Annotated in this window: 21 protein-coding genes; 11 read left to right on the forward strand and 10 right to left on the reverse strand. The window is 58.7% G+C overall.

Annotated elements, in window-relative coordinates; all coding sequences use genetic code 11:
• Nucleotides 1–627 precede the first annotated feature (627 nt).
• Together ACP7EE_RS22350 and ACP7EE_RS22355 are read left to right on the forward strand one after the other, a co-directional pair.
• Nucleotides 628–4,287 carry a hypothetical protein gene (locus ACP7EE_RS22350; RefSeq protein WP_426236808.1) on the forward strand — a complete coding sequence of 1,220 codons (3,660 nt, stop codon included), beginning with the start codon at nt 628–630 and terminating at the stop codon, nt 4,285–4,287.
• A 25-nt stretch (nt 4,288–4,312) separates the two neighbouring features.
• Entirely contained in the window at nt 4,313–7,972 is a 3,660-nt protein-coding gene (locus tag ACP7EE_RS22355) for a hypothetical protein (protein ID WP_426236810.1), read from the forward strand.
• 84 nt (nt 7,973–8,056) lie between these two features.
• Here ACP7EE_RS22355 and ACP7EE_RS22360 read toward each other — a convergent pair whose 3' ends face one another.
• The gene (locus tag ACP7EE_RS22360) at nt 8,057–10,294 is read right to left on the reverse strand and encodes an ATP-binding protein (RefSeq protein ID WP_426236812.1); all 2,238 of its coding nucleotides are present in this window, start codon (nt 10,292–10,294) and stop codon (nt 8,057–8,059) included.
• A complete protein-coding gene (locus ACP7EE_RS22365; RefSeq protein WP_426236814.1) occupies nt 10,291–10,905 on the reverse strand; it encodes a biliverdin-producing heme oxygenase in 615 nt (204 codons plus the stop codon). The genes ACP7EE_RS22360 and ACP7EE_RS22365 overlap by 4 nt, the downstream gene beginning before the upstream one ends.
• 255 nt (nt 10,906–11,160) lie before the next feature.
• On the opposite strand from ACP7EE_RS22365, the gene ACP7EE_RS22370 reads away from it, so the two are divergent.
• Entirely contained in the window at nt 11,161–11,781 is a 621-nt protein-coding gene (locus ACP7EE_RS22370; protein WP_426236816.1) for a LysE family translocator, read from the forward strand.
• Here ACP7EE_RS22370 and ACP7EE_RS22375 read toward each other — a convergent pair.
• Nucleotides 11,778–12,191 (reverse strand): VOC family protein, encoded by a 414-nt coding sequence (locus tag ACP7EE_RS22375; RefSeq protein WP_426236818.1) that lies wholly within the window; start codon nt 12,189–12,191, stop codon nt 11,778–11,780. The two genes, ACP7EE_RS22370 and ACP7EE_RS22375, sit on opposite strands and share 4 nt — an antisense overlap.
• A 106-nt stretch (nt 12,192–12,297) precedes the next feature.
• Between ACP7EE_RS22375 and ACP7EE_RS22380 the strand changes: the two genes are divergently transcribed.
• The gene (locus tag ACP7EE_RS22380; protein WP_426236820.1) at nt 12,298–13,380 is read left to right on the forward strand and encodes a bifunctional transcriptional activator/DNA repair enzyme AdaA; all 1,083 of its coding nucleotides are present in this window, start codon (nt 12,298–12,300) and stop codon (nt 13,378–13,380) included.
• On the forward strand, nt 13,380–13,997 hold the full coding sequence (locus tag ACP7EE_RS22385) for a DNA-3-methyladenine glycosylase family protein (protein ID WP_426236822.1): 618 nt from the start codon (nt 13,380–13,382) through the stop codon (nt 13,995–13,997). The genes ACP7EE_RS22380 and ACP7EE_RS22385 overlap by 1 nt, the downstream gene beginning before the upstream one ends.
• 132 nt (nt 13,998–14,129) lie before the next feature.
• On the opposite strand, the gene ACP7EE_RS22390 is transcribed toward ACP7EE_RS22385, so the two are convergent.
• The gene (locus tag ACP7EE_RS22390; protein WP_426236824.1) at nt 14,130–15,587 is read right to left on the reverse strand and encodes a hypothetical protein; all 1,458 of its coding nucleotides are present in this window, start codon (nt 15,585–15,587) and stop codon (nt 14,130–14,132) included.
• Between the two features lie 471 nt (nt 15,588–16,058).
• On the opposite strand from ACP7EE_RS22390, the gene ACP7EE_RS22395 reads away from it, so the two are divergent.
• The gene (locus tag ACP7EE_RS22395; protein WP_426236826.1) at nt 16,059–17,423 is read left to right on the forward strand and encodes a glutamine synthetase family protein; all 1,365 of its coding nucleotides are present in this window, start codon (nt 16,059–16,061) and stop codon (nt 17,421–17,423) included.
• Between the two features lie 32 nt (nt 17,424–17,455).
• Nucleotides 17,456–18,739: an NAD(P)/FAD-dependent oxidoreductase gene (locus ACP7EE_RS22400; RefSeq protein WP_426236828.1), complete on the forward strand. Its 1,284-nt coding sequence runs from the start codon at nt 17,456–17,458 to the stop codon at nt 18,737–18,739.
• Between the two features lie 142 nt (nt 18,740–18,881).
• Here the strand turns inward: ACP7EE_RS22400 and ACP7EE_RS22405 are convergent, their stop codons facing one another.
• On the reverse strand, nt 18,882–19,109 hold the full coding sequence (locus ACP7EE_RS22405; RefSeq protein WP_426236830.1) for a hypothetical protein: 228 nt from the start codon (nt 19,107–19,109) through the stop codon (nt 18,882–18,884).
• Nucleotides 19,110–19,116: 7 nt separating this feature from the next.
• A complete protein-coding gene (locus ACP7EE_RS22410; RefSeq protein WP_420649437.1) occupies nt 19,117–19,632 on the reverse strand; it encodes a transporter suffix domain-containing protein in 516 nt (171 codons plus the stop codon).
• A gap of 132 nt (nt 19,633–19,764) precedes the next feature.
• Between ACP7EE_RS22410 and ACP7EE_RS22415 the strand changes: the two genes are divergently transcribed.
• The 3 genes from ACP7EE_RS22415 to ACP7EE_RS22425 are packed head-to-tail and all read left to right on the forward strand — an operon-like array spanning nt 19,765 to nt 23,430.
• Complete coding sequence (locus ACP7EE_RS22415) at nt 19,765–21,315, forward strand: TolC family protein (RefSeq protein WP_426236832.1); 1,551 nt, start codon at nt 19,765–19,767, stop codon at nt 21,313–21,315.
• Entirely contained in the window at nt 21,312–22,415 is a 1,104-nt protein-coding gene (locus ACP7EE_RS22420; RefSeq protein ID WP_426236834.1) for an HlyD family secretion protein, read from the forward strand. Before ACP7EE_RS22415 ends, ACP7EE_RS22420 begins: the two co-directional genes overlap by 4 nt.
• On the forward strand, nt 22,405–23,430 hold the full coding sequence (locus tag ACP7EE_RS22425) for a DUF2955 domain-containing protein (protein ID WP_426236836.1): 1,026 nt from the start codon (nt 22,405–22,407) through the stop codon (nt 23,428–23,430). Before ACP7EE_RS22420 ends, ACP7EE_RS22425 begins: the two co-directional genes overlap by 11 nt.
• Here the strand turns inward: ACP7EE_RS22425 and ACP7EE_RS22430 are convergent.
• The 4 genes from ACP7EE_RS22430 to ACP7EE_RS22445 all read right to left on the reverse strand — a co-directional run bounded on the left by ACP7EE_RS22430 (nt 23,415) and on the right by ACP7EE_RS22445 (nt 25,602).
• On the reverse strand, nt 23,415–23,864 hold the full coding sequence (locus ACP7EE_RS22430) for a hypothetical protein (protein WP_426236838.1): 450 nt from the start codon (nt 23,862–23,864) through the stop codon (nt 23,415–23,417). The two genes, ACP7EE_RS22425 and ACP7EE_RS22430, sit on opposite strands and share 16 nt — an antisense overlap.
• Before the next feature lie 284 nt (nt 23,865–24,148).
• Nucleotides 24,149–24,571 carry an HD domain-containing protein gene (locus ACP7EE_RS22435; protein ID WP_426236840.1) on the reverse strand — a complete coding sequence of 141 codons (423 nt, stop codon included), beginning with the start codon at nt 24,569–24,571 and terminating at the stop codon, nt 24,149–24,151.
• Nucleotides 24,572–24,586: 15 nt separating this feature from the next.
• Nucleotides 24,587–24,976, reverse strand: coding sequence for a hypothetical protein (locus ACP7EE_RS22440; protein ID WP_420649443.1), 390 nt, complete (start codon nt 24,974–24,976; stop codon nt 24,587–24,589).
• A 200-nt stretch (nt 24,977–25,176) separates the two neighbouring features.
• Nucleotides 25,177–25,602 (reverse strand): hypothetical protein, encoded by a 426-nt coding sequence (locus ACP7EE_RS22445; RefSeq protein ID WP_420649444.1) that lies wholly within the window; start codon nt 25,600–25,602, stop codon nt 25,177–25,179.
• 225 nt (nt 25,603–25,827) lie between these two features.
• Between ACP7EE_RS22445 and ACP7EE_RS22450 the strand changes: the two genes are divergently transcribed.
• A complete protein-coding gene (locus tag ACP7EE_RS22450; protein WP_420649445.1) occupies nt 25,828–26,259 on the forward strand; it encodes a hypothetical protein in 432 nt (143 codons plus the stop codon).
• Nucleotides 26,260–26,669: the final 410 nt, after the last annotated feature.

Below are 26,669 nucleotides of genomic sequence, written 5' to 3' on the forward strand. Positions count from 1 at the left end.
AACGAATGAAGGTGGCAGCTGTGCGCGGGTTGACCGACCGGAAATCAAGGGATCCGGCACACCCGAAGGTGTCCCACGCACAGCCACCGCGACACGATGGTTCAGAAAGAAATCTGAAACCGGTCTTGGGGCACTGGCGCGCCTTGATTGAGTCGGACGGTCAAATCCGATCGCTGATTCGTCAGCGACCCGGAAACGATAAGCCCCGCCACCAAGGCGCACAAGCCGGCCGATTCTGGCGTACGTGTAGGCAAAAGCGCAAGGCGCTGTAGCTTTCTGGAAATAACCTTAAACATCTTTAAACCAACTTGCCAAAACAGCACGTGCTCATTAGATGCGCCAACTCCAGCAGCACAGTTATTTATTGATGTATCAAGTAACAACTATCCCTACTCGCCCCACAACTACACAATCAGACAGATATAGCCAACCACCCCGCCAACCCCGCAAGACAGCGACTTCCTTACGATTGAAAGACAATCCTGAAACAGTTGGTATATCAAACAATCCACCACTTTCTCCATCGCGCTTTACTCTCCAAGCGCCAGCCGCCTGACGCCAGACAGCCAACTAACGAATGTTTATTTTTTATATATCAACGAGCCATCAGAAAATGGATTTTAACTAATGCTATCCAACGACAATAAAGCCGCGTATTCCGCCGACACACTTCAAAAGCAATCCGTTGCTCAAACAATCACCGACTTCATTGCCAATCAATACGCCATCGAAAGTCTCGGCTGGGCATGGAACCAGATTCTTGTTCGCGGTGTAGAGGACAGTGCATTCGATCAGACGCATCGTCTTGGCAAAATCTCGTTGGCGATACTCGTGCGGCGTCCCGAGTTCAAGGCGCTGCGTGAGCGGCGCAACATGCCGCAGAACGCGATTTTTCTGGTAGATGACAATGGCCGTTTGTATTTCTCTTACAGGAATCTGATCTCCAGCAAGGATCATCCGAGCGCGGAATACGTTTCGCCCCGGGACATCACTACCGAAGTCGCCGGGCTGACGGATTTTGCAGAGGAACTCAGGCTGTTGGCCAAAATGGCCAAGCTGAGTGGCGGCTGGGTAACCAGCGGAGACGAGATCGTTGTCGCCCAGTGGCTGCGCTTCCAGAAACTGCAAGTACCGGATAATGAGCAAGACACACGCGGCCTGCTTGATCTGCTGAACTTTTCGACATTGCCCGCGCGTTCCAAGTACGCAAACTATTGGGAATTGCTGGACGCTCCTGACGATTCTGTTTTCCAACTGAATGAACAGCGCCGGGCAATTATCAAGCAGGTGACAAACGATCTCACCGGCGGTGATGCGCGGCTGGTGGAGGTCTTTGGCGCCCACTTGAAACTTGAAAGCGCCTCGGCGGACGGCTTCTCCAACAGCAGCGACTATCGCCTGCAACGCTTGATTGAAACTACGGTTTGGGCGTCCGGGCAGGCTCAGGACTACTTGCAGGCATTGGGTTGGTTTACTCAAGAAGGCGCATCAAAGCCGTCACCTGAATTTATCGAGCAACTGATTATTGCGACGCTTCTACTGGATTTCGATCCAGACTTAGACGCTGCGAATACTCACTTCGCTGGCTTCGATCTGTATTCGCGAGAGTATTTCAAGCGCCATCCATCCCATGTAAAGGCACGACTGGAAAAGCATCTGATCGGTAACCTGGACGTGGACTTTCTGTTCGCCCCGCTGGTGGCGGAAATGGTCCTCGGCGGTATGGCGCCGGAGTATCTGTTTGCCGACTGGCCGTCCAGCCTGCAAATGGGCACGCCGGCGTGGGTGGTTGCCACTCAGGCTGTGCATCTGGTCGAAGCGCTGATTCCTGGCGCCAGCCGCAAGATGACCTATCAACATCTGATGGGCTTCAGCCAATCGGCCAAAGCCATGGCACCGCTTGCCGCATTGCAGGCTGAAGGCGCGGTCGATCCGGTGGTCAGCTGGGCATTGATGAACGGACTGGTCGTGCGCGATGCAGAAGGCAATCTGAGCCCGGAACTGGTCGCACTCGCCACTCGCGAATACGACCATTACATCACCATGATGCTGGAAGCCGCCGAAAGGTTTTCCAGACCGTTGCCAGATCGCAGACAACTTGCCCTGCAAGAACTCAAGGTGCAGGAACAGAACTGCGATCCCGACGAGTTGCTGGTCAAAGTGCGCGGCAGCGGCGGCGGTGCCGGGCGCCAGGTTTCGGTACTCGATCTGTATATGGGCGACGAACTGCACACCCAGGATTGGAACCGCAAAAAAGGCCCGAGTATTTACGAGGCCTTCCCCGATCTGGTGAACCTGACACCGGTTCCCGAACTATATGAAGATGCCACCGGTACGCACTTCGAGGCGATTCTTGAGGGCCTGACGCGGAATATCCAGATCGCTATCTCCCAACTTGATCCGGAAGATGCGGCATCGATCGAACTGGGGGCTGTGGGTGTCTACTGCGTACAGAAACTCGACTATCGACCTCAGAGAGCCACGCAAGGTGGAGGGGTAGCCGGGGGGTTTTGGGCTGCTGGCGAAACGGGCCGTTACGGCGTTGTGATCTGCGTGCAGGATAGTTACGCCATCAAATGTTTTGAGTTGTTTCCACTGCGAATGGAGTGTCGATTTAGCTCCAGCCTTGAGGATATTTTCAGCCCGCTCGTGTCCGGGAGCTACGTTGACCTCGACACCCGCTTCGTCGAAAAGAAAGAGTTCGAAGGAACAATCCCGCTTGACTTGCAGGCCTACCTGAAAAACGTTGCGCCGAAGAATAATCAGCAATCGCGGGTTCAGGTTCGCAGAATCGCGACACTGCCAGCAGATACCGCAGATGACTACAGTCCGGCACCCTACTTCCGCTCTGAGCGCATCGCAGCGCTGGCCCGGCTAATTGCCGCAGCAAATCCGTACATCACCCAAAAAGAGATCCACCAACTGGGTCTTCAGCAGACCACGCGGGAAAAGGCGATTGAAAAGACCGAGGCCATCTTCAACGTTATCCTCAACCTGATCATTCCCTTCAAGGGGTGCGTGGAAGGATTGACTTCAGGTGATCCAAAAAAACACGGCGCCGCCATTTTCGACTGCATTGTCGACGCCGCAGTGCTGGCACTGACGTTTGTGGCCGCACCAGTTGCCATTGCCGCCGCCACCAGCAAAGCCGTGACCGTTGCCGGCAAGCTGCTGTCGGCCTCGCGGGTGTTGGCAAGCCTGGCACTGAGCCTGTTCAACCCGTTGTCGGGACTGCCGCAGTTGCTCAAGGGCGGCGGCAAACTGCTCGGGCGTGGCGTGGCCAAGTTGAGCGGGCATACACTTTCTGTCGCACGTCAGGCACGCCAGCAACTGCGTTTTCTGACCGGCGCCAACAGCTATGACCTGATCAAGGCAATCGAACATACCGGTTCGGCTTCGCAAGCCCGCATGTCGCTGGACACGGTGGCGCATGCGCGTGCACTGCTGAAAAGTGATGCTATCGAAACCGCGCAACAGGTTGTGGCGCGTCTCAGTGAAAAGAACTTCACGTTGCCAAAGGGTATTCCAGATACGGAACTGCGCCACCTCGCCAACAACGCCGTTAAAGAAACCGCTTACCAATACAAACAGGCCAACGATCTGGAATCGCTGATCGGTCGCCCGGCGCTGGACGAGTTGACCGACGCGTTCATAAAAGGTCATCCCCTGCAGTTCAACGATGTGCGCAATACCGCGCAGAGTTACGCAGAAACCCTGGCCGACCTCTACGGCCTTGAGGCCAAAAAAGCCCGATACATGACGGACTACCAGCAAGGCGTCCTGAAACAGGATCTGGGCAAAGCGCCTTATAGCGACGTAATGCCGGAGGCTGCTTTCAATCCGCTGGGCTACACCGATCAATCGCAAAGAGCAGCGGCGTGGATGTTGAAAGGCTCGACCTCCGACGGTAATGACTTTGAAAATATTCTCGGGGTTTTGCGCGAGTTCACCAGCAACAACGCGCCTTTGGCCGATCCGACTGTTATCCGGGAGATCCACCGCAGACTGGTACCGGAGGCTGTCGGACGGGTGCGCGATGCGGGCTCCCCAACCAAGTACGGCAGCAGTCCCACCGGTTTCTCCTTGCTGGAACAGCACCTGAAAACGCTGGACGCGAGCCATCCGCACTTTGATAAACACCTGCTCGCGGCCGTGGTCGGTTTTCAGGGATTTGGCGACGGCAATGGACGTACGGCAAGTGCGTTGTATTCGATCATTCAACTGCGGCGGAACGGGTTCAACGCCCTGCCACCCCACGTATTTGCATCACTCAACGGAATATTCTGATACAGCATCGGAAAATGGATTTTCAATGATTACTTCAACAGACAACCAGACATACACGCCCACCAATACACTTCAGAAAAAAAATACAATCCAGACAATCAGCAACTTTATTGAAGACAAGTCCGTTATTGAACGCCTTGGCTGGGCCTGGAACGAGATCCTTGTCCCGTGCATCGAAGACAGTGCTTTTGACCGAATCCATCGCAGTGGCAAGGTTTCTCTGTCCATACTTCTGCGCAGTGACGAGTTTCACTTCGTCCGGGCTCGACGCAAGATTTCGGATGATGCACTTTTCCTGGTGAACGAGCATGGCCGGCTGTTTCACAGCTATCGAAACATGGTTTCCAGCAATGACCGGCCCGCGATCGCGTTTGTGTCTCGTCAAGACATCACCGCCGATGTTGCAGGTCTGGCGGATTTCGATGACAACCTTCAGCTATTGGCCAAAGTCGCCGCATTAAGTGGCGGCTGGATCATCACCGGCGATGACATCACTGTCGGCCAATGGCTGCGCTTCCACGGACTGGACATCCCGGACAATGAACAAGACACCCGGGGCCTGCTGGACCTGCTGAACTTCTCGACATTGCCTGAGCAACCGAAATACGGAAACTGCTGGGAAGTGCTGGATGCACCCAACGCTTCGCCGTTCAAACTGGACGACAACGCACGCTCAATCATTCGTGATGTGAACCATCGCTACTCGTGGCAAGACGACCTACTGGTGCATATCCACGGCCGGCATTTAATGCTGGCAAGCACTTCGGCAGACGGTTTTTCCAACAGCGAGGACTTTCGCCTGCAGCGCTTGATTGATGGCGCCGTAATCAACTCCAGGCAAGCAAAAGAATACCTCGACGCATTGGGTTGGTTTGCCGGGGAGACCGCGAAACCAGCATCTCCCGAATTGATAGAGCAGCTTTTGATTGCAGCACTGCTGCTCGATCTCGACCCGAACCTGGATGCGGCCAACACCCACTTCGCCGGGTTCGATCTTTATTCGAAAAGCTTCTTCAGACGCCACCCCGACGATGTACGGGCGCAATTTGAAAAACACCTGATCGACAGCGTCAAACTCGACAGTCTGTTCGCGCCGCTAGTCGCACATATGGTCCTCGCCGGCATGGCGCCGGAATATCTGTTTACCGACTGGCCGCAGAGCATGCGAATGGGCACACCCGCCTGGGTGGTTGCCACACAGGCCGTGCACCTGGTCGAAGTTCTGGTGCCAGGCGCCAGCCGCAAGATGAATTATCAACATTTGATGGGTTTCACCCAATCCATAAAAGCCATGGGGTCATTGGCAGCGCTGCATGCCGTCGGGTCCGTAGACCCGGTGGTCACCTGGGCGTGGATGAACGGGTATGTCACCCGCGACGCAAACGGCAGTCTCAACCCGGATGCTGTAGTTCGCGCCGCGCGCGAATACGAACGCTACATCGACATAATGATTGAAGCTGCCGCCAGGTTTTCCACACCTCTGCCGGATCGTCAACAACTTGCACTGCAGGAGTTGAAGTCCGAGGCAGCGGAGTGCAATCCGCATGAGCTACTGGTCAAACATCGCGGTACCGGAGGAGGTGCCGGCAGGACAGTTTCGGTGCTCGACCTTTATATGGGTGATGAACTTCACAGAGAGGATTGGGACCGCATCAAAGGCAGCAGCATCTACCAATCTTTCCCGCGCCTGAGCGAACTGTTTCCTGTTGCCGAGTTGTATGCAACGGCGACTTCCAGTCACTTCAATATCATCGTGGGTGGGCTGCTGCGTAACATTCAGATCGCCATTTCACTACTGGCTGAAGAAGATGCGATATTCCTGCAACACGGCGCGGTCGGCGTTTACTGCGTGCAAAAAATCAAAATCAAACCCGAAAAATCCAACGGACGAGGCGGCATCAGTCCTGCTACCTATACTCCGGGAGAAACAGGTCGTTACGGCATCATTCTGTGCGCGCAGTACCTCGACGGTATCAAGTGCTTTGAGTTGTTTCCGCTGCGCATGGAATGTCGCCACAACCCGCAACTGGAAGCGTTCTTCGCACCTCTGGTTTTCGGTGATTACTTCAATTTCAACACTCACTTCGTCGATCAAAAACAGCTTCAAGAGGTTCCCATTGATCTGAACGCCTACTTGCAGAACCTGGCTCCAGGACCAGACTTCAAACGCAGGATTCATGTACGCAAGATCGGCGCATTCGCCGCTGGCACTGCAGAAACGTACGATCCGACACCTTTTTTCCGCTCTGCGCGCACGCAAGAGCTGGCCAGATTGATCTCTGAAAAGAACCCGTACATCACCGAGAGCGAAATTCATCAACTGGGTTTGCAACAGACGGAACGGGAAAAAGCCATTGCGAAAACCGACGCCATCTTCAATATCGTTCTAAACCTGATCATTCCCTTCAAGAGCTGCGTGGAAGGACTGACTTCCGGTGACCCGAAAAAACACGGCGGTGCGATTTTTGACTGTATTGTCGACGCAGCCGTGTTGGCGCTGACCTTCGTCGCCGCACCCGTTGCAATCGCTGCGGCCGCCACCAAAGCAGCAACCATCGCGGGCAAACTCCTTGCGGCGTCACGCATATTGGCGAGCACGGCCATCAGCCTGTTCAACCCGATTTCCGGATTGCCACAACTGCTCAAGGGCGCTGGCAAACTCCTCGGGCGCGGCGCGGTAAAGCTGAGCGGACAAGCACTCGAACTTGCCAACCAAGCCCGACAGCAACTGCGGTTTTTGAGCGGCGCCAACGGCTACGACCTGCTCAAAGCGATTGATCACACCGGCTCGGCGGCCCAGGTACGCATGTCGTTGGACACCGTCGCCCACGGGCGTGCGTTGCTGAAAAGCGATGCAATTGAAACCGCCCAACAAATCGTCACGCACTTGAGCGAAAAGAACTTCAAGTTGCCCAAAGGGGTTACCGAAACAGAGTTAGGCCATCTGGCCAATAACGCGGTCAAGGAAACCGCGTACCAATCGAAACAGGCAGGTGACCTGCAATCCTTGATCGGTCGCCAGGCGCTGGAAGAGCTTACGGAGGCGTTCGTAAAAGGCCACCCCGTTCAGCTCAACGATGCACGCAGCACTGCCCAGAGTTACACCGAAACCCTGGCGGTGCTGTACGAACTCGAAAGCAAAAAGGCCCGATATATGAAGGGTTACCAGAAGGACGTTCTGACATTTGATCTGGGCAGGCCGCCCTACAACGACGTGATGCCGGATTCACTCTTCAATCCAATGGGCTACACCGATCACTCCGAGAGAGCAGCCGCCTGGATGCTCAACGGCTCAACGTCCAACGGAAACAACTTCGATAATGTCGTGAACGTTTTACGCGAGTACACGGCCAACAAGGCGTCCTTGACCGATCCAGCGGTTATTCGCGATATCCATCGCCATCTTGTGCCGCAAGCTGTCGGCCGAGTGCGCGATGCGGGTGCGCCGACCAAATATGGCAGCAGCCCCACCGGTTTCGCGCTACTCGAAGAACATTTGCAGGCGTTGAACGCAAGTCATGAGCACTTTGATAAACACGTGCTCGCGGCAGTTGTCGGGTTCCAGGGTTTTGGCGACGGCAATGGCCGAACTGCCAGCGCGCTGTACGCGATCAGTCAATTGCGTCGCGACCAGTTCAAAGCCATGCCACCCCACGTTTTCAGGGAACTCAACGGCATTTTCTGATGTTCGCCATTTGAATGGATGACAAAGACCCGTACACCGCTAAGCGGCGTACGGGTCTTCTATGACCGGAGCTGCCCTGTGCAATCAAGCCAGACGCGGCACCGTGAAACGAAACTCGCTGCCCTGCCCCGGTTCACTCTCGGCGACGATCCGCCCGCCATGCGCTTCGACGATGCCTTGCGTGATGTACAGGCCCAGACCGGTGCCGTTCGGATTGCCTTCCTTCACTGTCCAGTATCGATCGAACACATGCGGCAGGTGATCCTTGGGAATGCCTTCGCCGCTGTCGCGCACGGTGAAGACGATCTCGTCGCCGACTGATTTGGCATGGACGTCGACCGTGCCCAGACGCGGAGTGAATTTGATTGCGTTGCCCACCAGATTCGACAGCACCTGAAACAGTCGCTCAGGGTCGGCATGAATGCTCAGGTCAGGATCGGCCTCGAACGAGATGCTTATGTCCTTGTCCAGCGCCAAAGGTGCGAGCAGCGCCTGCGCCTCTTCGAACATCTGGCTGACATCGAGTTTTTGCGGAGTGATGCTGTAGCGCCCGGCGTCGATTTTCGAGGTGTCGAGCAAGTCTTCGAGCAGCGTGTTCATGCGCCCGGCGGCCTGCTGCATGGTGTCGATCGCCGTGGAGATGCGCCGCGAGGTGTGCGGGCCATCCGAACTGAAGGCCTTCTGCATCATGCCGCAGAGCATGGAAATCACGGTCATCGGGTTGCGTAAATCGTGGGACACCACGGCGACCAGCTCATCACGCGCGCGCACCGCTTCCTGTTCGCGACGCACCTGGCGCGCCAGATCATTTTCCAGTGCCGAGCGGCGCAGGTCGTTGGCGGCGAACAGATCACCGTGGCTCCATTTGGTGGAAATTCCGGCCATCTCGACCTTCCAGATTTCGAACGAAGTGCGCGGGCGCAAGCGCAGGCCGGCGTCGGAGTTTTCCAGGTCCAACGGCTTTTCCGGGTTGCCGCTCCAGTTGATGTTCTCTTTGACTTCCGGGCGAAACCACAGCACGCCGTTGTCCACCGGTTTCGGCAGGCTCAGCGCGAGCACGCCGCTGGCCACCTGCTGAAACTGCGCGGCCGGCGGGTAAACGCTGGACAGGTGGTGACTGGAGAAAACCGGCTCGCCGTTTTCTTGCAGCCATCTGTGCAAGGCACGAATGTCTTCCGGCTCCGGGCAGTTGCCGTAGCGGTGCAACTGTTTGTCTTCGATGATCGCGATACCGCCGGCATTCGCCAGCGCCATGAGGATTTGCGGATGCTGCGCCAGACCGTCGAAGACATTCGACGGCGAGTCGATCATTGCCTGATTGAGCAGCGCCAGGCTCTCGACTTTCTCATCGCGCTGACGGCTGACTTCCAGCGCTTCCATCGCGCTGATCTGCAGCGACAACACCTGGCCGATGGTCTGGCAGGCAGTGCGCAATTCATGCGGAACGTGCAGCGGCTCGCGGTTGCCGCAGCTGATCAACCCCCACAACCGATCACCCTTGAGCAGCGAAATACTCATCGATGACAGCACGCCCATGTTTTTCATGTACTGGCAGTGGATCGGCGACACGCTGCGCAGGGTAGCGAAGCTCAAGTCGAGCGGGGTCTGGTTGTCCGGGCGCAATTTGGGCAGCAACGGCACCGGTTGATACGCCGCATCCGGAATGATCCGCAGCCAATTGGTGCGGTACAGCTCACGCGCCTGCGCAGGAATGTCGGACGCCGGGAAAAACAGACCGTTGAAAACTTCCATCGATGGGTCGGAGGCTTCGGCGATGACCTGACCGTGGCCCTCCTCCTCGAAACGATAGATCAGCACCCGGTCGTAACCGGTCATCGCCTGTATTTCCTTGACGCTGATGTCGTACAGCGCCTGCAGGCTCTTGGCCCCTTGCAGGAGTTGCAACATCCGGCCGAGGTGGGTGTGCTTACCGGCGACGTTGCGCGGCTGGAAGTTCTCGACGTGGATTTCCAGCTCCAGAATCAGCACGCCCTGATGGCGGTGCAGCAGCGCGTCGAACGCAGTGCCATTGAGGCGCAACAGCAGCAGCGACGGGTCGGACAGGCTCGGCTGCTGCAAAGCTTCGCGCACTTGGCCGGCGTAGGTCTCGCCGATCAGGCTATCCAGCGGTTGACCGATCACCTCTTGCGGCGCTCGCCCGAGCAGGGTTTCAACGTTGGCGCTGACCTGAACCACTTCCAGCGCAGGTTCGCTCAGGGTCAGCAGCAGGCCGTGCGGCTGGATCGCACCGGGAAAACGGATCGGCTCGTCGGCGCAGTTGGCCAGCAACTCTTCAAAGGCTTGTTGGTCTTGCGGGGTCATACCAGAACCTCCTGGCTTTCGAGCCAGTGTTCGAAACAGCTGAATGTGGATTGCGCAGCGGCGACAACGCTTTTGCGCTCGTCGGCGTCCAGCGAGCACGTGCCCAGATACTCGATGAATTCGCGCCAGCGGCGGCCGGTGGCAGCACCATAGATGTCGAGGAACGCCGCGCCGTTGTCGGCTTCGAGACTCAGCTTTGCGGCGATCTCACGGCGCAGGATCTGCCCGCCGAGCGTCGCGCCTTCCAGTACGTACAACACGCCGAGGCATGCAGCGCTGGAATCAATAACGGGCAAGTTGCGGCAGATCGGCAAGTCTTGCAACGCTTGAGTCTGCATGCCCAGGGCTTGCAGGTCTTTGAGCAGCGTCAAAGCTTTCAAGCGCGGTGCCAGATCAAAATCAGCAGGAATCGACTGACTGTCCTGCAAGGCACTTTCCAGCGGTCGATAGAAACCGTAATAGGCCTGCATCAGCCGCATAAAAGCGTTCAAATCGAGAGCATCGGAGAAGAAAGGAAGGCGTTTTTCCAGTGCGATGTGCAGTTCGGCAGTGCCGGCGCGCAAATCTTGCAACACCGGGGGCACATAAACCTCACGGGCCTTTGCTTGCATGTATATCGCTCGTAAAGGGCCGCCTGGGGCCATGAAGGTATGTAAAAGCGTGGCGCGGATCTTACACGGCAGCGCGCTCTTTCTGACCGGGCGGACGGTTTTTTCTGACCAACTACCGCCCTCCGTGATGGCTCAGAGTTAGCAAAGTGCCATAAAGTTCGATCGACCTGTACCGCGACACTTCACCATGGCTGTACGGGTCAAGCTCGCATCTGCCCGTGATAAAAATAGCGCTCAGCCAATGGAGCGCGCGTCATGGATCTCGCCACCCTCGCCATTTTTCTCCCGGCCTGTTTCGCACTGAATATGGCCCCCGGCCCGAACAACCTGCTGTCGGTAAGCAACGCCACCCGCTATGGCTACCGTCGCGCTTGCATGGCGGGAATCGGGCGGTTGTTCGCGTTTGCCGGAATGATTGCGCTCGCCGCCGCCGGTTTGTCTGTGGTGCTGCAAACGTCGGAATGGCTGTTCTCGGCGATCAAGATCATTGGCGCAGGGTATTTGCTGTATCTGGCGTGGCAGCTATGGCGCGCCGATCCGCATGCGCAGGACATCGTGACCGGCGCCACGGCTGGAATGGTCGCGCTGGCCCGGCAGGAGTTTTTTGTAGCGGCCGGCAATCCGAAAGCGATTCTGCTTTTCACCGCGTTTCTACCGCAGTTCGTTGACCCGACTCGACCGATTGCCGGGCAATTCGCGGTGCTCGGGACGTTGTTTCTGTTGCTGGAATGGATCGCCATCAGCGCCTACGCCTACATGGGCCTGCACATGCGCCGCTGGTTCGCCGAACCGCGCGGCAAGCGGATCTTCAACCGCTGCTGCGCAGGGCTGCTGTCAGCGGCGGCTTCCGTACTGCTGCTGGCCAAGCGTGCCTAGGTTTCGGACGCGCCTTTGAGCTCGACTTGATTGCCGTCCGGGTCGAAGCAATACAGCGACAAGCCGCTGCCTTCAGCGCCGAAACGCAGTGCGGCTTTCTCGACTGTCAGGCCGAACGACTGTAGATGAGCGATCAGCACCTGCTCATCGAATGGCTCGATGCGCAGGCAGAAGTGATCGACATTACGCCGTTCGCTACCGGCAGCGGCACCGCCCTTGCGGCCGATTTCACCGTCGATGTCGACCAGGTCGATCATCGAAGTGCCTGCGCGCAAATGCACCAGGCCGAGCTTTTCCTGACGCTTGACCACCTCAGCCCCGAATACCAGCTGGTAGAACTCGATGCTGCGTTGCATGTTTTCGACACGCAGTACGATGTGATCGATGTGTTGGATGATGAATGGATGCATGACGTGATTCCATTGATGCACAGGCTTTGACTGTAGAACAAGGCCATCAAAATTCATTGTCGATTTTTCGGTGGAGCTATCGAAAACCTGGATTTATGCTCAGCCCATGAACATACAAACCGCCATGCTGCCGCCCCACGCCGAAATGGTTCGCGCCATGCTCGAACGCGACACTGCCTATGAAGGCGTGTTCTTCACGGCGGTGAAAACCACCGGGATTTTTTGTCGCCCAAGCTGCACCGCGCGCAAGCCGAAACCGGAGAACGTCGAGTTCTTTGCGCATGCCGACGAGTGCATGTCTGCCGGTTATCGCGCTTGCCTGCGCTGCAAACCGCTGGACGCCGCCGCCATCGCGCCGGACTGGGTGCAACGGCTGTTGCAAGCCGTGGATGCCGATCCGGAGGTGCGCTGGAGCGATGCGCAATTGCTCGCCGAGGGCATCGAACCGCTGAAGCTGCGGCGCTGGTTCAAACAGCATTTCGGCATGACCTTCCACGCCTGGCTGCGCACACGGCGTCTGGGCATGGCGCTGGGCGGGATTCGCGAAGGTACGTCCATCGACCACGCGGCGTTCGAGTCCGGGTATGAATCGCTGAGCGGTTTTCGCGATGCGTTTCAAAAGTCTTTTCACATTACGCCGGGGCGCGCCGGCTCGAGTGAACCGCTGCTGTTCACTCGCCTGACCACGCCACTGGGGCCGATGATCGCCATGGCCGAGCGCCGGGGACTGGTGCTGCTGGAGTTTCTCGACCGCCCGGCGCTGACTCGCGAAGTCGAAGAACTGCAGAGCCGGCATGGCTATGTGGTCGCACCGGGACATAACGCGCATTTGCAGCAGATTGAAAGCGAACTGGCGCAGTACTTCGCCGGCAAGCTCGACCAATTCAGCACACCGCTGCACCTGCCGGGCAGCGAGTTCGCCCGGCAGGTCTGGGCCGAACTGCTGCAAATCCCCTATGGCCACACCAGCACCTATGGCGCCATCGCCGCACGTCTGGGCAAACCTGGCGCGAGCCGTGCGGTAGGGCTTGCGAATGGACACAATCGGCTGTCGATTGTGGTGCCGTGTCATCGGGTGATCGGCGCGGACGGCTCGCTGACCGGCTATGGTGGTGGGCAACCGCGTAAGGCGTTTCTGCTCAGGCTCGAGAATGCAGCGCTGCAGCTCAGGCAACCATTGGCTTTCTGATGACCGATACATATCAAACGGCAAGTACATTTCTCGCAGGGCTGGATGCCGACTGGCAGCGGCATATCGCGGCCATCGGCCCGTGTCTGCATCAGCCGCATCCGGCGCGGGATCCTTATGAATCGCTGGTGCGCGCGATTGCCTACCAGCAACTGCATGCCAAGGCGGGCGATGCGATTGTCGGACGGCTGGTGGGATTGTTTCCTGATCAGACGTTTCCGCGTCCGGAGCAGATTCTGGCAACAGATTTCGCCAGCCTGCGCGGCTGCGGGTTTTCGGCCGGCAAGATTGCGACGATTCAGGGGATTGCTCAGGCGACGCTGGATGGCGTGGTGCCGGATTACGCTACCGCTCTGGCCATGGATGATGAGGCGTTGATTGAACGTTTGGTCAGCCTGCGCGGGGTTGGGCGCTGGACGGTGGAGATGTTGTTGATCTACAGCCTGGAGCGGATGGATGTGTTACCGGCGGATGATTTTGGCGTGCGCGAGGGGTATCGGCGATTGAAGGGGTTGCAGGTGCAGCCTGCGCGTCGGCAGATGATTGAAATCGGGTTGGCGTGGAAGCCTTATCGGACGGTAGCCGCATGGTATTTGTGGCGGGTGGCCAAGCCCTAGACCGCGTTATCGTTCATCGCTGGCAGGCTAGCTCCCACAAGGTTTTCAGCGAACATCAGCATTGAGTTCCAGCACGAAAACTTGTGGGAGCTGGCTTGCCAGCGATGGCGTCCGCACTATCGATACTTCACTTCACCCGAAAATCATTTTCATCTCTTTATCCGAATAATTGTAATTCCAGCGCAACTCGGTGCCCGCCGGAATATCTTCCGTGGCGAACAGCGCATTCAACATGTACGGGCGGCTGACCAGCCTGTCGCCAATCAGCATGTCCGCCTCGACTTTGAATCCAACGATCTGCGTGTTGTAGCCGTCCCTCAACTGGCGGATCGGCTTGCCCTTGGCGTCGTACTCAAAATTCGAATTCAGGCGAGAAATGATGTTATCCCCGACCACGACCACCGGTTCTTCAACGAAGTGGCCTGGTCCGTAATGCACGTAAGACCCGGCCAGCATGGTGAAAGTCTGTTCCACACGCCGGATCAACCGAACCGGGCTGAGTGTTCCGCCATAAAGCCCCAAGGCTTCACCCTTGCTGATGCGCCTGTTGGCCACCACCATCGACTGCCCGATCAGGCCGCGTTCTCCCGGTACGTTTACGTCCTCCTCAGTGAAGGTACGCAGTTCGAGTTTTTCCTCGTAGAGCCTTGCGACGTCTTCAAAGCCTTCGAATTTGATATAGGGCTTGATCGGGCCCGAGGTGTATTTCTCTCCAGTGGTAAGCGTGACCATCGTTTCAAGTTTGCGAATCCGTACCGGCCGACCGAACGTGTCACGCAGCGGATATTTGCCGTTGTTGGCGCGGTTGTATGAACCCAGTTTATTGTCGCGGAAGGTGTAGCGCGCCTCATGCCGCATGAACGCAAGTTCCTGCTCGCTGAAGGGCTTGATCTGCATTGATTCCGACGCCAGTTCGTATACGTCCTCAGCAGAGTCGCTCCGGATATCGCCCTCCTTCGCATGCGGCACCGCCTCAAGCGTTGCCACGCTATCCTGGCGCGAATCCGGCCTGCCGAAACTGTCTGTGGCAAATTCATCCAGTGGATACCAGACGTCGCCGCCCCCGTCGCTGTCTCGCTCCAGCATCGGGCCGGAAGGATTGAGTTCGCTGGCCAGTTTTGCCCGGTACACACCGGTCTGCGGATCGGCGCCGACCTGAACGATGCCTTGCCCTGAGACTTCGGCGAACTGCCGTCCCTTGAACGACATCAATCCTTTTGCATCGACCTGCGCAAGCTGACTTGCGGCCCTCACCCGGTAAGCCTCCAATGGTCGTTGCACGGTTCCCGGCAAAGCGTCAGGCGCTGATAAAACATCGCGAAACGTCACCGTTACCGGTGGAGTGTCAATGTCAGAATCGCCGCGCTGCGGCGTCTTCACCGCAACGGCGAGGTGCTGTGGCGGCGTTGGGCCGAGATCAACGCTCGGTCGAATCAGCGGACCGGGTGCAGAATCGTCAACGGTGCGGGTGACGTGAATATCAACCGTGCCTGTGCCCTTGGTCGGCGGTTTCAGTGGCATTTTTTTCATCCTTGAAAGGTAGCCATCCCAGACCGTGCAAACCGAAACTGAAATGGTTGTCGGCGTCATTGCCGGTTCAAAATCCTGACCGAAAGCTATCAGACGCTCCCTCGACATTCCCACTGCAAAACCGCTTCAAGATGATTCTCGCAAAGCCCGCCGATGCGCGGCGGCGGAATCGGTCGTTTACATATCCGGGGATTCCCCTTTACTATCCAGCCACACCGGCACGGCGGGACATTCCCGCCGCCGACGTTTTCCGCCAACGGAAACACGCGTCATGAGCACGTATCTACAACAATTAAAATCGTTGAACGTCTCTACTCTGCGCGCCCTCTCTCACAGGGGCGGCGTATGAATCGTATCGTCAATCTCCCCATGGCCCTGCTCCGCTCCAAACTTCGTCACTCCGCACGCCCGCCGGATATCCGCTAGTCCCCTTCTTTTTTTGATATCCAAGCCAGACTGCCCGAGCTTTAGCCCGTTGCTGCGTCCGGCCCGAATCTGCGCGCCTGTGCGGCGCTCACGTGAGTGACATCCATGAAATTTGCAGCCCTTGAAGACGCCCGTACATTCCTCGATCAGAACCCCGATATCGACATGATCGAGCTGTTCATCCTCGACGCCAACGGCGTGCCGCGCGGCAAGCTGTTGCACCGCGAAGAACTGCTTGCCGTGTATGAAAGCGGCCGGCCGTTGCCAAGCACTATTCTCGGTCTGACCGTACAGGGTGACGACGTTGAGAACTCGGGACTGGTGTGGGACGTCGGCGATATCGACTGCCGCGCCTATCCGCTCGAAGGCAGTCTGGTGCGCCTGCCGTGGCGGCAGATTCCGACGGCTGCGGTGCAGGTCAGCATGCACCCGGAGCAAGGCATGCCGGCGAGCATTGCCGACCCGCGTCATTTGCTGATCCGAGTAATCGACCGCATGAAAGCCGAGGGCTTTCACCCGGTGATGGCCTGCGAGCTGGAGTTCTATCTGCTCGACGCAAAGCGCGATCACAATGGCCATCCGCAACCGGCGCTGGATGTCGACGGCGGCCGACCGAGGCACACGCAGGTTTACGGTTTGCGTGAGCTGGAGCAGATCGAACCGTTTCTCGCTGACCTCTACAGCGCCTGCAAACTGCACGGTATTCCGGCGCGCACCGCAATCTCCGAGTACGCGCCCGGCCAGGTCGAAATCACCCTGGAACACGGCGATGCGCTGGAGGCGATGGATCAAGCGGTGCGCTACAAACGACTGGTCAAAGCCATCGCGCACAAGCACGGCATGCAAGCGACGTTCATGGCCAAACCGTTCGATCATCTGGCCGGCACGGGGATGCACATGCACGTCAGCCTGGCCGATGGTGAAGGACGCAATCTGTTCGCTTCGGAGGATCCGGCTGGCACACCGTTGCTGCGTACCGCGATCGGCGGCATGCTCGCGTCGTTACTCGATTCGCTGCTGCTGTTCTGCCCGAACGCCAATTCGTACCGACGCTTTCAGGCCAACAGCTACGCACCCTTGGCGCCCACCTGGGGCGTCGACAACCGCACTGTCAGCCTGCGTGTTCCGGGCGGCCCCGCCAATACGCGGCACATCGAACACCGCATCTGCGGCGCCGACGCCAATCCGTATCTGGCGGCAGCGGCGATTCTTGCGGGCATTCATCGTGGGATCAGTGAGAGTCTCGATCCCGGCGAACCGGTGCAGGGCAATGGCTATGCGCAGGCGAAAGAACTGCTGCCGACCGATTGGCTGACCTCGCTGACGGCGCTGGAAAATTCGATGTGGGCGCGCGATGCCTTGGGCCAGGAATTTCTCGGGGTGTATCTGGCCGTCAAACGTGCGGAGTATCGCCAGTTCATGGCCGAAGTGGGTGAGCAGGATTGGCGCTGGTATCTGACTGAAGCCTGATTCCTTCCTCACCTTTTTGACTGGATGCTGACATGACCGAACGCACGAATTCCTACTACACCGCCACCCTCAACCGCGACACCGATTACCCGACCGTGCAAGGCCGACACAAGGTTGACGTGGTGATCATCGGCGGCGGTTTCACTGGCGTGGCCACCGCCGTCGAACTCGCCGAAAAAGGCTTGAAAGTCGCCATCGTCGAAAGCCACAAGATCGGCTGGGGCGCCACCGGGCGCAATGGCGGGCAAGTCACCGGCAGTCTGTCCGGTGAGGGCGCAATGCGAAAGCAGATGCGCCGCAAGCTCGGCGACGAGGTTGACGATTTCATCTGGAACCTGCGCTGGCGTGGGCACGAAATCATCAAAAACCGCGTCGCCAAGTACGCCATCGACTGTGACCTCAAGCACGGCCATTTGCATGCCGCGTACAAACCGAGCCACATGCCCGATCTGCGCAAAGACTACGAAGAAGCCGTACGCCGTGGCATGGCCGACGAAGTCAGCCTGCTTGATCGCAGCCAAGTGCGTGACTTGCTGCAAAGCGAGCTGTACCACGGCGCGATCAAGAACACCCGCAACATGCATTTGCACCCGCTCAACCTGTGCATCGGCGAGGCGCGAGCGGCTGAAAGCCTTGGTGCGCTGATCTTCGAGAACAGCGAAGTGCTGGAGATCATTCACGGCGCTACGCCCGGGGTGAGAACCGCCCACGGCCAGATCGATGCCAACCAGGTGCTGCTGGCCGGTGATGTCTATCACAAACTCGAACCGGGCCAGCTCAAGGGCAAGATATTCCCGGCCATGGGCGGCATCGTCACCACTGAACCGCTCGGCGCGCTGGCGAAGCAGATCAACCGCGAAGACCTCGCCGTTTACGACTGCCGTTTCGTCCTCGATTACTACCGCCTCACTGCCGACGGTCGCCTGCTGTTCGGCGGCGGCGCCAACTACAGCGGCAAGGATTCACGCGACATCGCCGGTGAACTGCGCCCGTGCATCGAACAGACCTTCCCCGCGCTCATAGGCGTGAAGATCGACTACCAGTGGAGCTGCGCGATGGGCATCGTGATCAACCGCATCCCGCAACTGGGCAAACTCTCGGACAACGTCTGGTACTGCCAGGGCTACTCTGGGCACGGCATCGCCACCACGCATATCATGGGCGAGATCATGGGCCGGGCAATCACCGGGCAGATGCAGCAGTTCGATACCTTCGCGCAGTGCCAGCACATTCGCGTGCCGATGGGTGATCTGCTGGGCAATCCGATGCTGGCTGCGGGCATGTGGTACTACCAGATGCTCGAAAAACTGCGCTGACCGAACAGGCCTCATCGCGGGCAAGTCGAATCGTCGCACCGCAGCTCCCACAGGGTTTGGGGTGTACCTGAGTTTTGAGTACACCTCGGACACTGTGGGAGCGGGCTTGCCCGCGATGAGGACATCGAATTCGCTGCAAATCTCAGCCCTGCAAGCGCTCGCACATACATTTCGATGATGAGCGTACACAGCCGATCAAACGCCGGGTATCAATGGCTTCGATCATTGGAATCAACACGCCGAATTTTTCATCGCGCCCCTGTCTGTTCAGAATGGCCCACATTCCAGACGACAAGGACCGCCCGCCATGAACCTCAATTTCGCCTTCGCCTGCATGATCGTTGTGTCGTTTGCCGTGGCCCTCGGCCACGCCTGATTCATTCGCTCACCACCCGCGCCTTGCGTACGAACAGAGCGTGGGCCTTCTCCCAGAAGTTGCCGCCGAGCACGAAGAAGCTGCCGATAAACATCAGGTCGCCGAGCAATTGCAGCTGCCACAAATTGGGCCGCAACCCTGGCCAGAAGTTATCAAAGTAGGGTTCGAGAAACGAGCAGAGCAGCGGCAGGCAAAACATCACCACGCCGATGCGGTGACGAATCGGCCCGACTTCGGCGACCGGCGTCGGGATCATCCCGGAAACGTATTTGCCGATCTTGCGTTTGAGTTCGGCAAACCCGGCCTTGCCCATCACGGCGATCACCAACAGCAACAGCACTTTATTGCTGATGAACAGCACGCCAGTCAGCGCGGCGACTTTCGAGCCGGGCACGTCAAGCGCGGCCGCGATCGGCACCATCGCCCACGAACCAAGCATCAGGCAGATGATCGCCACACCGACCTTGAAACGCCAGGTCGCATTGGTCGGTGCAATCGGGTCTTGAGCAGTATCCATGGGGGTTCCCACCTTTTCGTCAGGGGCGCAGATCATCGAACCTTGCCCGCCAAAGCGTAGCAGTTGATTCGACCACGCAAGGCGCAAACTGGCGTCTATGCTCCAGTGACATTCCCGTTTGCGGACACCTGCATGCCTCCAACCACAGCCCTGCCGACGTGGCCCGGCCACCTGCTGTTGCTCGGGGTCCTCGGACTTGGCGGCTGCATGCGTCTGGGGCCGGATTTCCAGGCGCCGGCCGAGGCCTGGAGCAAGCAATGGAACAGCCCGGCGCTGGAACAGGCCAGTGAGCGCGGGGCGCATCCGGATTTGCGCCAATGGTGGCAAGTTTTTGCTGATCCGATCCTCGATCAAATGATCAGCGCAGCCGAAGCCCAAAACAGCAGCCTGAAAATCGCCGGCCTGCGCGTGCTTGAGGCCCGCGCGCAATTGGGCATTGCCGAAAGTGGCCGCTATCCGCAACTGCAACAGGCCAGCGCCGACAGCCTGTACATCGACCGCCACCAGTCTGGTGGCAGCAACCCACAAAACCTGCACTTCTGGCAGCACAGCGCCGCTTTCGATGTCGGCTGGGAGCTGGATTTCTGGGGCCGTTTCAGTCGTGCCATCGAGTCTGCTGACGCCGGCTACTTTGCCGCTCAAGCCAACTATGAAGATGCCCTCGTGTTACTGCGCGCTCAGGTCGCCGACACTTACTTTTCCCTGCGTACCACCGAAGCACGCCTGCGCGTTGCGCGAGAAAACGCCACTCAGCAGAAGCGCAATTTCGAGATCACTGAAAAACTCTTCACCAGCGGGCAAAGTGCTGAACTTGACCTGCAACAGGCGAAAACCCAATACCTTGGCACCTTGAGCACGATTCCGGCGTTTGAAGACCAATTGCTGCGCACCCGCAATGCGCTGGCGGTGTTGGTCGGCCAACCGCCCGGCGGCGCGGCGCTGATTGCTGAAACTTCTGGGCTGATTCCGCTGATCGATCGCGCGGTGTTGCAAGACGTACCGGCCAATCTGCTGCTGCGCCGTCCCGATGTGCGCGCGGCGGAACTGAATGTCGCCGCGCAATCGGCGCTGATCGGTGTCGCTGAAACCGATCTGTATCCGTCGCTCACATTGCTTGGCAGCATCGTCTGGTCCAGCGATTCCCTAAGCGCAACGCCACGCAGTCTGGACCTGATCGGCGGCCCGAGCCTGCGCTGGAACCTGTTCGACTACGGCCGTATCCGCAACAATATTCGCGTGCAAGACGCGCGTTTGCAGCAGTTGATCGAAGCCTATCGCGACAAGGTTCGCCAAGCCGCGCGCGAGGCGGATGATGCCGCCAGCGGCCTGACCAAAGCGCTGGAGGTCGAGCGAATTCTCGGCGAGGCCGAAGGCGCCGCGCGGCGTTCACTGGTGCTGGCCAACGCGCAATACCGCGAAGGCTATTCGGACTTTCAGCGCGTGCTCGATGCGCAGCGCGCGCTGCTGGAATTGCAGGACGACTATCTGGTCAGCCGCAGCAACGCGGTGAGCAATCTGATCGCTTTGTACAAAGCCGTCGGCGGCGGTTGGCAAAGCAGCGCGCCGCAAATCGACGCGCCGACCCGCCAGCAAATGCAGCAACGCACTGACTGGGGCGGATTGCTGACCGAACCGCCCGCGCAACCCGCGTATCCCCTTCCCCCTGCAGGTAAATCGCAATGAGTGAAACAGCGTCTGCTGCACCCGATCCGGCAAAAAAAGGCATTCGCTGGGTATTGCTGCTGATTCTGCTGAGTCTGGTCTGGTATCTGCTGGCCGACCGCATGACGCCCTACACCCAGCAAGCGCGAGTCGGCGCGTTTGTGATCCCGGTGGCGGCGGAAGTCGCAGGCCGAGTGATACGGGTCAACGTGCGCAACAATCAGGATGTGCAGGCTGGCGACATCCTGTTCGAACTTGATCCGCAGCCGCTGCTGATCGCCGTCGACCGGGCGAAAGCCGATCTGGAAGCGACCCGCCGTCAAGTCGGCGCGAGCACCGCTGGCATCGCTTCGGCACAGGCCTCGTTGCGCGCCGCACAGGCCAACGAACTCAAGGCACGCCAGGACAATCAACGTCTTGAAGGTTTATACAAACAGGATCCCGGCACTATCTCCGTGCGGCTGCTGGAAGTGTCGCGGGCCAATCGCGAGCAAGCGATCAGCCAGGTCGCGGCCGCACGTGCCGAGGTGCAACGGGCGCAGGAACAAGAAGGCGGGACCGCCGAAACCAACGCCCAATTGCGCAGTGCCGCGACCACGCTGGCCAAAGCCGAACTGGACCTGGCCAACACCCGCATCGGCGCGCGGTCGGCCGGATTGATCACCGACCTGCGCACCGAAGTCGGCCAATTCGCCGCCGCCGGCAGCCCGGTGATGACGTTGATCACCATCCAGGATTTGTGGATCAGCGCTGACTTGACCGAGAACAACCTTGGCCGAATCAGACCCGGAACACCGGTGTCGATCATTCTCGACGCACTGCCCGGCGAAGTGCTTGATGGCCGGGTGCGCAGCGTCGGCTATGGCGTCAGCGTCGGCCAGACACCCGCGCCGGGTACCCTGCCGACGATCCAGAACAGCCGCGATTGGCTGCGCCCGGCTCAGCGCTTTCCGGTGATCATCGAGTTCAGCGAGGAGGCGAAAAAGCGCCTGTTCGAGAGCCGCGCGATCCGTGCCGGTGGCCAAGCGGAAGTCATGGCATTCCCCAGCGAAGGCAATCTGCTCAATCCGCTGGGGCGGGTGTTTTTCAGTCTGATGAGCTGGTTGTCGTATGCCTACTGAACGCAGCGTTCCGGCACAGCGAGCCTTGCGTCTGGCGTTTGGCACTGCGCTGTGCACCGCTGCCAGTTATGCGCTTGGCTTGCCATTGGCGTTTGTTTCACCGGTGCTGGCGGTATTGCTGCTGGTCAGCCTGCCTCGACCATTGCCGCTGAGAGGCGCGCTGGTATTGGGTTTGGTCGCAGCGCTCACCACGAGCATCGGCCTGTTGCTGGTGCCGTTGCTGCGCTATTACCCGGTGTGTGGCGTGCTGTTGATCGGCGTCGGTTTGTTTCTGGTGTTTCGCTTTGGCTTGCGCGGCGGCAACAATCTGATCGTGATCTTTCTGGTGATCGGCATGACCATGATCTCCGCCGCCGGTTTCGCCGAGTTCGATCTGGCGATGGCGGTGGTTGGTGCTCTGGTCAAAGGCTTGTTACTGGCGGTCGCGGTGGTCGGTATCAGTCACGCGCTGTTCCCGGAACCGGCCAACAGTCCCGCGCCGCCGAGTGCGCCCGCCCTCCCCGCCGAAGATGTAGCGCGTGTGGCGCTAAGGGCGACGTTGATCGTACTGCCGACGTTTTTACTCGCCCTGATCGACCCAGCCAGCTACCTGCCGATCATCCTCAAAGCCGTCAGCCTCGGCCAGCAAAGCTCCACCACCCGCGCCCAGCATGCCGGGCGTGAATTGCTCGGTTCGACCCTGCTCGGCGGGCTGCTGGCGGTGTTGTTCTGGTGCGCGCTCAGCCTGTTCGTACATCTGTGGATGTTCTTTTTGTGGATGCTGCTGTTCGGCCTGTTTGTGGCGCGCAAACTCTACGGCCTGAGCCGCTCACGCTTCGGTGCGAGCTTCTGGCTCAACACCCTGGTGACGATGATCATTCTGCTCGGCCAATCGGTGCAGGACAGCATCGCCGGCAAAGACGTGTACACCGCGTTCGCCGTGCGCATGAGTCTGTTCATTCTGGTGACGCTCTACAGCGGCGCGATGGTGCACTTGCTCGAAGCGCACCGGGAACGTCGTCAAGGCGTGACCTGATAACCGCGGCCCTGCAAACACCCGGCGTAGGCGCTGGAACTGGCCGCCGCATCAGTCTTGCCCTGCGCCCGCCGCTCCTGGCGCTGGCGTGAACCACCGACCACCGCACCGGCCGCAGCAGTCTCTCTGGCGCGGTTTTGCCGGTAATCCTGTTTTCGATCATCGTCGACCGCATCGTAGAACTCATCGTGCTGCCGCCCGCGTATCTGCGCGCCAGCAGCACCGGCCGCTGCTCCGACTGCCGCGCCCTTCAGGCGACCACCGGCTTGCGGTGTTGAGGTTGTCGAAGTCGAGGCGATGGAGTGGCAGTCGTTGATGTCGATCTGGGTCTGCTGGGAGGTCTGGCCTTTGAGCGGCACCACGGATTGGGCTGTGGCTTGTGTGGCGCACAGCGTTGCAACGAAAAACAGGGAAATGGACGATAAACGATTCATGATTACCTCCGGCGCGGCGTGGGGTTGCCTGTGATGGCGGGGTAATCAGAGAGTGTAGTTGATGGTTTCCAATCAAAAGCCCCTCACCCTAACCCTCTCCCGGGGGAGAGGGAACTGACCGCGCTGTACTCTCGAGTTACATCGACCTGAAATACCGAGTCGAACTCAGGACTTGAAAAACTTGAAAATCGGCTCCCTTTCCCCCTCGCCCCCTTGGGGGCGGTCCGACGTTTCGGGAGGGCTGGGGTGAGGGGGGAAAGATCTACCTGACTCACCGAAAACCGTTACGACCGCAACCGCCCAATCGCCCGCCGGTACTTCTCGACCCGCTCCAGATCTTCCCAGCTCGGCGAAGCGATCCGCGACAGATCGCTGTTCTCCTCCAGATCCGCCAGTTTCACCACCCGTCCAATCGGGTTCTGTGCCGCACGTTCGACGAAATCTTCATAGGATTCGCCCGGTACTTTGGTCACCGATGCGATGCCCGCCAACACCTCCTCGCTGAAGCCTTCCTTGCGCAAATCATCCAGGCTGATGCCGCAGTCCTCGACCACATCGTGCAGAACCGCGACGATGCGTTCCTCCAGACTGCTCATGCGCAACATGACTTTCAGCGGGTGCAGAATGTACGGCGCGCCGCCCTTGTCCACTTGCCCAGTGTGGGCGGCAGCGGCGATGGCAATTGCGCGTTCGAGTGTTTGAGTCATGAAAATCCCCTCGGATTAGACGCCGTACCGGCCGCCGACGTAAAAGTTGCGCTTGAACCATCGGCCTATTTTCTGCAAACGGCTTGCTGGTTTTGCTGGCCCGGCATGTCGCTGGAGGATCAACGAAACCACCGTGGCCTGATCCGCCCCCGGATGCGTATCCATCAACTCGGCAACCCAGGCGCAGTCGGCCTTGCGCAAATGCTCGCGCCACTCACCCGGCCACGCATCCAGCTCATCCAGCGCCAACCACCGCGCACCACCCTGCTCGGCATGCCCGCCGCCAATCGATTGCTCGAAGCAGAACGGCGTCGCCGGTCGGGACAGATCGATGTTGAAGATGTAGACGTCGTGGATCTGGTGTTGCGGCGTGGGGGCGTTGTTGCGGCTGCCGATTTCGATCATGCGCGGGTTCCGTCCTTGGGTGAGGCGTTACGACTTGTCTCGCAGTCTACGACGTGGTGCCGATGGGGGGAACCTTGGCGATGAGCCGGGTTGTGACATGTGAAAAATTTGACTGGGCAATCTGGGAACTCCGTTTCAGTCGCCCACAAAAAAGGGACACCGGTGGGTGTCCCTTTTTGCGTTTGGGGTAAGCCGATCAATCAACGCTTCGTGGCTTCGCACCGCGTGCGCAAATCATGGTTGTCGATATTCCCGCAACTGCTGCCGCCCGTCGTGGCATTGCAGTAGGCACGCTGGTCGTGGTCAGCGATGTTGCCGCAGGAACCGCCACCCTGCTCCGCGTTGCACCGCGCACGCAGGTCATGATCATCGATGTTGCCGCAACTCGTCCCGCTCTGCTTGGCATTGCAATAGGCGCGCTGGTCGTGATTATCGATATTGCCGCAAGAAGTGCCGCCCTGCTCCGCATTGCACGCTGCGCGTAAGTCGTGGTTTTCAATGTTGCCGCAACTGGTACCGCTCTCCCGCGCATTGCAATAGGCGCGCTGATCATGGTCATCAATATTGCCGCAACTGGCAAACGCGTAACCGCTGAACATCAACAACATCGCAAGAATCAGTTTCATCTCACACGTCCATGGGCTTGCCGGGAAACAGCCTGGCACTGGTTGATCCTGTTTGAATGAGCGTCGCGACACGCCATCAAATTGACATCGTTTTTTAGGAAAGTTCCGAACTGAGTCCAATCGGCAAATCAGTAACCTGATGGAACCTCCCGCCAGCGTGCTACCTCGAAACCAGTAAGCGCCAAATCAACGATCACACCCGGCGCCATTGCGGAGGAAATCCCGATGAACATGCGCTGTCTGCTCCTGATCGCCAGCTTCAGCCTCACCCCAACCCTCGTCATGGCCCAAGGCTGCGACGTCGAAACCCGCTCCCAAAGCGCCGCCGTCCCCGCCGTCGAAACCCACAGCTGCTACGAGTACGAAGGCGTGCCCGTAGATGCCATCGACTGGTCGTGCAGCAACGAAAGCAAGGAGATGCTCAGCAGCACCAAGAAAAAAGTCGAACACTGCGACGACCACTACCAGGCCACGTGTAAAGCCACCCTCACTCAGGAGTCCTTGGCCAATCCGCACTCCACCAGCAAAGACAAAAACGCCAAGGCGTTAAACATCCCGGATGGTGCACAGGTGACTACGTACTACTACGACGTGGAGCATTTGGGGCAGGCGAAGATTGATTGTGAGAGCGGTGGTGGGCATTGGAAGGGGAAGTAGCGGTTTTGCGCTATGAATCTCGAGATCTCAAAATCTCGTAGGAAAACACGACCCGTGGCGAGGGAGCTTGCTCCCGCTGGACTGCGAAGCAGTCCCCAACTCGGCAATCCCTTTCGTCCTGATACCGCGCAGCGCCCAGAACACGTCGGCTGCGCCGTCGAGCGGGAGCAAGCTCCCTCGCCACAGGTGCGTTTTCCACGTCCTACAGGTGGGTTGCGGCTGCTGAACTTGGTGCCTAGAGTGGGTCTGTCGCTGACCGAATTCGGCGATAGGGTTTCGCAGCCCTGACGATGCAGTGGTCAACTAATTCCGGGCACCTCGATAGGTGGTTTTGACGCCATCGCCCGCTCATAAACGGTCGGTGGCAGATATCCCAGTTTCGAGTGCAGCCGTTCGTTGTTGTAAAACCC

It is taken from the genome of Pseudomonas sp. TWP3-2, assembly GCF_049897765.1.
Taxonomy (GTDB): Bacteria; Pseudomonadota; Gammaproteobacteria; order Pseudomonadales; family Pseudomonadaceae; genus Aquipseudomonas.

Coding starts and splice junctions, on each gene's coding strand:
- ACP7EE_RS22350 (WP_426236808.1), top strand. CDS start 628: ATGCTATCCAACGACAATAAAGCCGCGTATTCCGCCGACACACTTCAA.
- ACP7EE_RS22355 (WP_426236810.1), top strand. CDS start 4,313: ATGATTACTTCAACAGACAACCAGACATACACGCCCACCAATACACTT.
- ACP7EE_RS22360 (WP_426236812.1), bottom strand. CDS start 10,294: ATGACCCCGCAAGACCAACAAGCCTTTGAAGAGTTGCTGGCCAACTGC.
- ACP7EE_RS22365 (WP_426236814.1), bottom strand. CDS start 10,905: ATGCAAGCAAAGGCCCGTGAGGTTTATGTGCCCCCGGTGTTGCAAGAT.
- ACP7EE_RS22370 (WP_426236816.1), top strand. CDS start 11,161: ATGGATCTCGCCACCCTCGCCATTTTTCTCCCGGCCTGTTTCGCACTG.
- ACP7EE_RS22375 (WP_426236818.1), bottom strand. CDS start 12,191: ATGCATCCATTCATCATCCAACACATCGATCACATCGTACTGCGTGTC.
- ACP7EE_RS22380 (WP_426236820.1), top strand. CDS start 12,298: ATGAACATACAAACCGCCATGCTGCCGCCCCACGCCGAAATGGTTCGC.
- ACP7EE_RS22385 (WP_426236822.1), top strand. CDS start 13,380: ATGACCGATACATATCAAACGGCAAGTACATTTCTCGCAGGGCTGGAT.
- ACP7EE_RS22390 (WP_426236824.1), bottom strand. CDS start 15,587: ATGACGCCGACAACCATTTCAGTTTCGGTTTGCACGGTCTGGGATGGC.
- ACP7EE_RS22395 (WP_426236826.1), top strand. CDS start 16,059: ATGAAATTTGCAGCCCTTGAAGACGCCCGTACATTCCTCGATCAGAAC.
- ACP7EE_RS22400 (WP_426236828.1), top strand. CDS start 17,456: ATGACCGAACGCACGAATTCCTACTACACCGCCACCCTCAACCGCGAC.
- ACP7EE_RS22410 (WP_420649437.1), bottom strand. CDS start 19,632: ATGGATACTGCTCAAGACCCGATTGCACCGACCAATGCGACCTGGCGT.
- ACP7EE_RS22415 (WP_426236832.1), top strand. CDS start 19,765: ATGCCTCCAACCACAGCCCTGCCGACGTGGCCCGGCCACCTGCTGTTG.
- ACP7EE_RS22420 (WP_426236834.1), top strand. CDS start 21,312: ATGAGTGAAACAGCGTCTGCTGCACCCGATCCGGCAAAAAAAGGCATT.
- ACP7EE_RS22425 (WP_426236836.1), top strand. CDS start 22,405: ATGCCTACTGAACGCAGCGTTCCGGCACAGCGAGCCTTGCGTCTGGCG.
- ACP7EE_RS22430 (WP_426236838.1), bottom strand. CDS start 23,864: ATGAATCGTTTATCGTCCATTTCCCTGTTTTTCGTTGCAACGCTGTGC.
- ACP7EE_RS22435 (WP_426236840.1), bottom strand. CDS start 24,571: ATGACTCAAACACTCGAACGCGCAATTGCCATCGCCGCTGCCGCCCAC.
- ACP7EE_RS22440 (WP_420649443.1), bottom strand. CDS start 24,976: ATGATCGAAATCGGCAGCCGCAACAACGCCCCCACGCCGCAACACCAG.
- ACP7EE_RS22445 (WP_420649444.1), bottom strand. CDS start 25,602: ATGAAACTGATTCTTGCGATGTTGTTGATGTTCAGCGGTTACGCGTTT.
- ACP7EE_RS22450 (WP_420649445.1), top strand. CDS start 25,828: ATGAACATGCGCTGTCTGCTCCTGATCGCCAGCTTCAGCCTCACCCCA.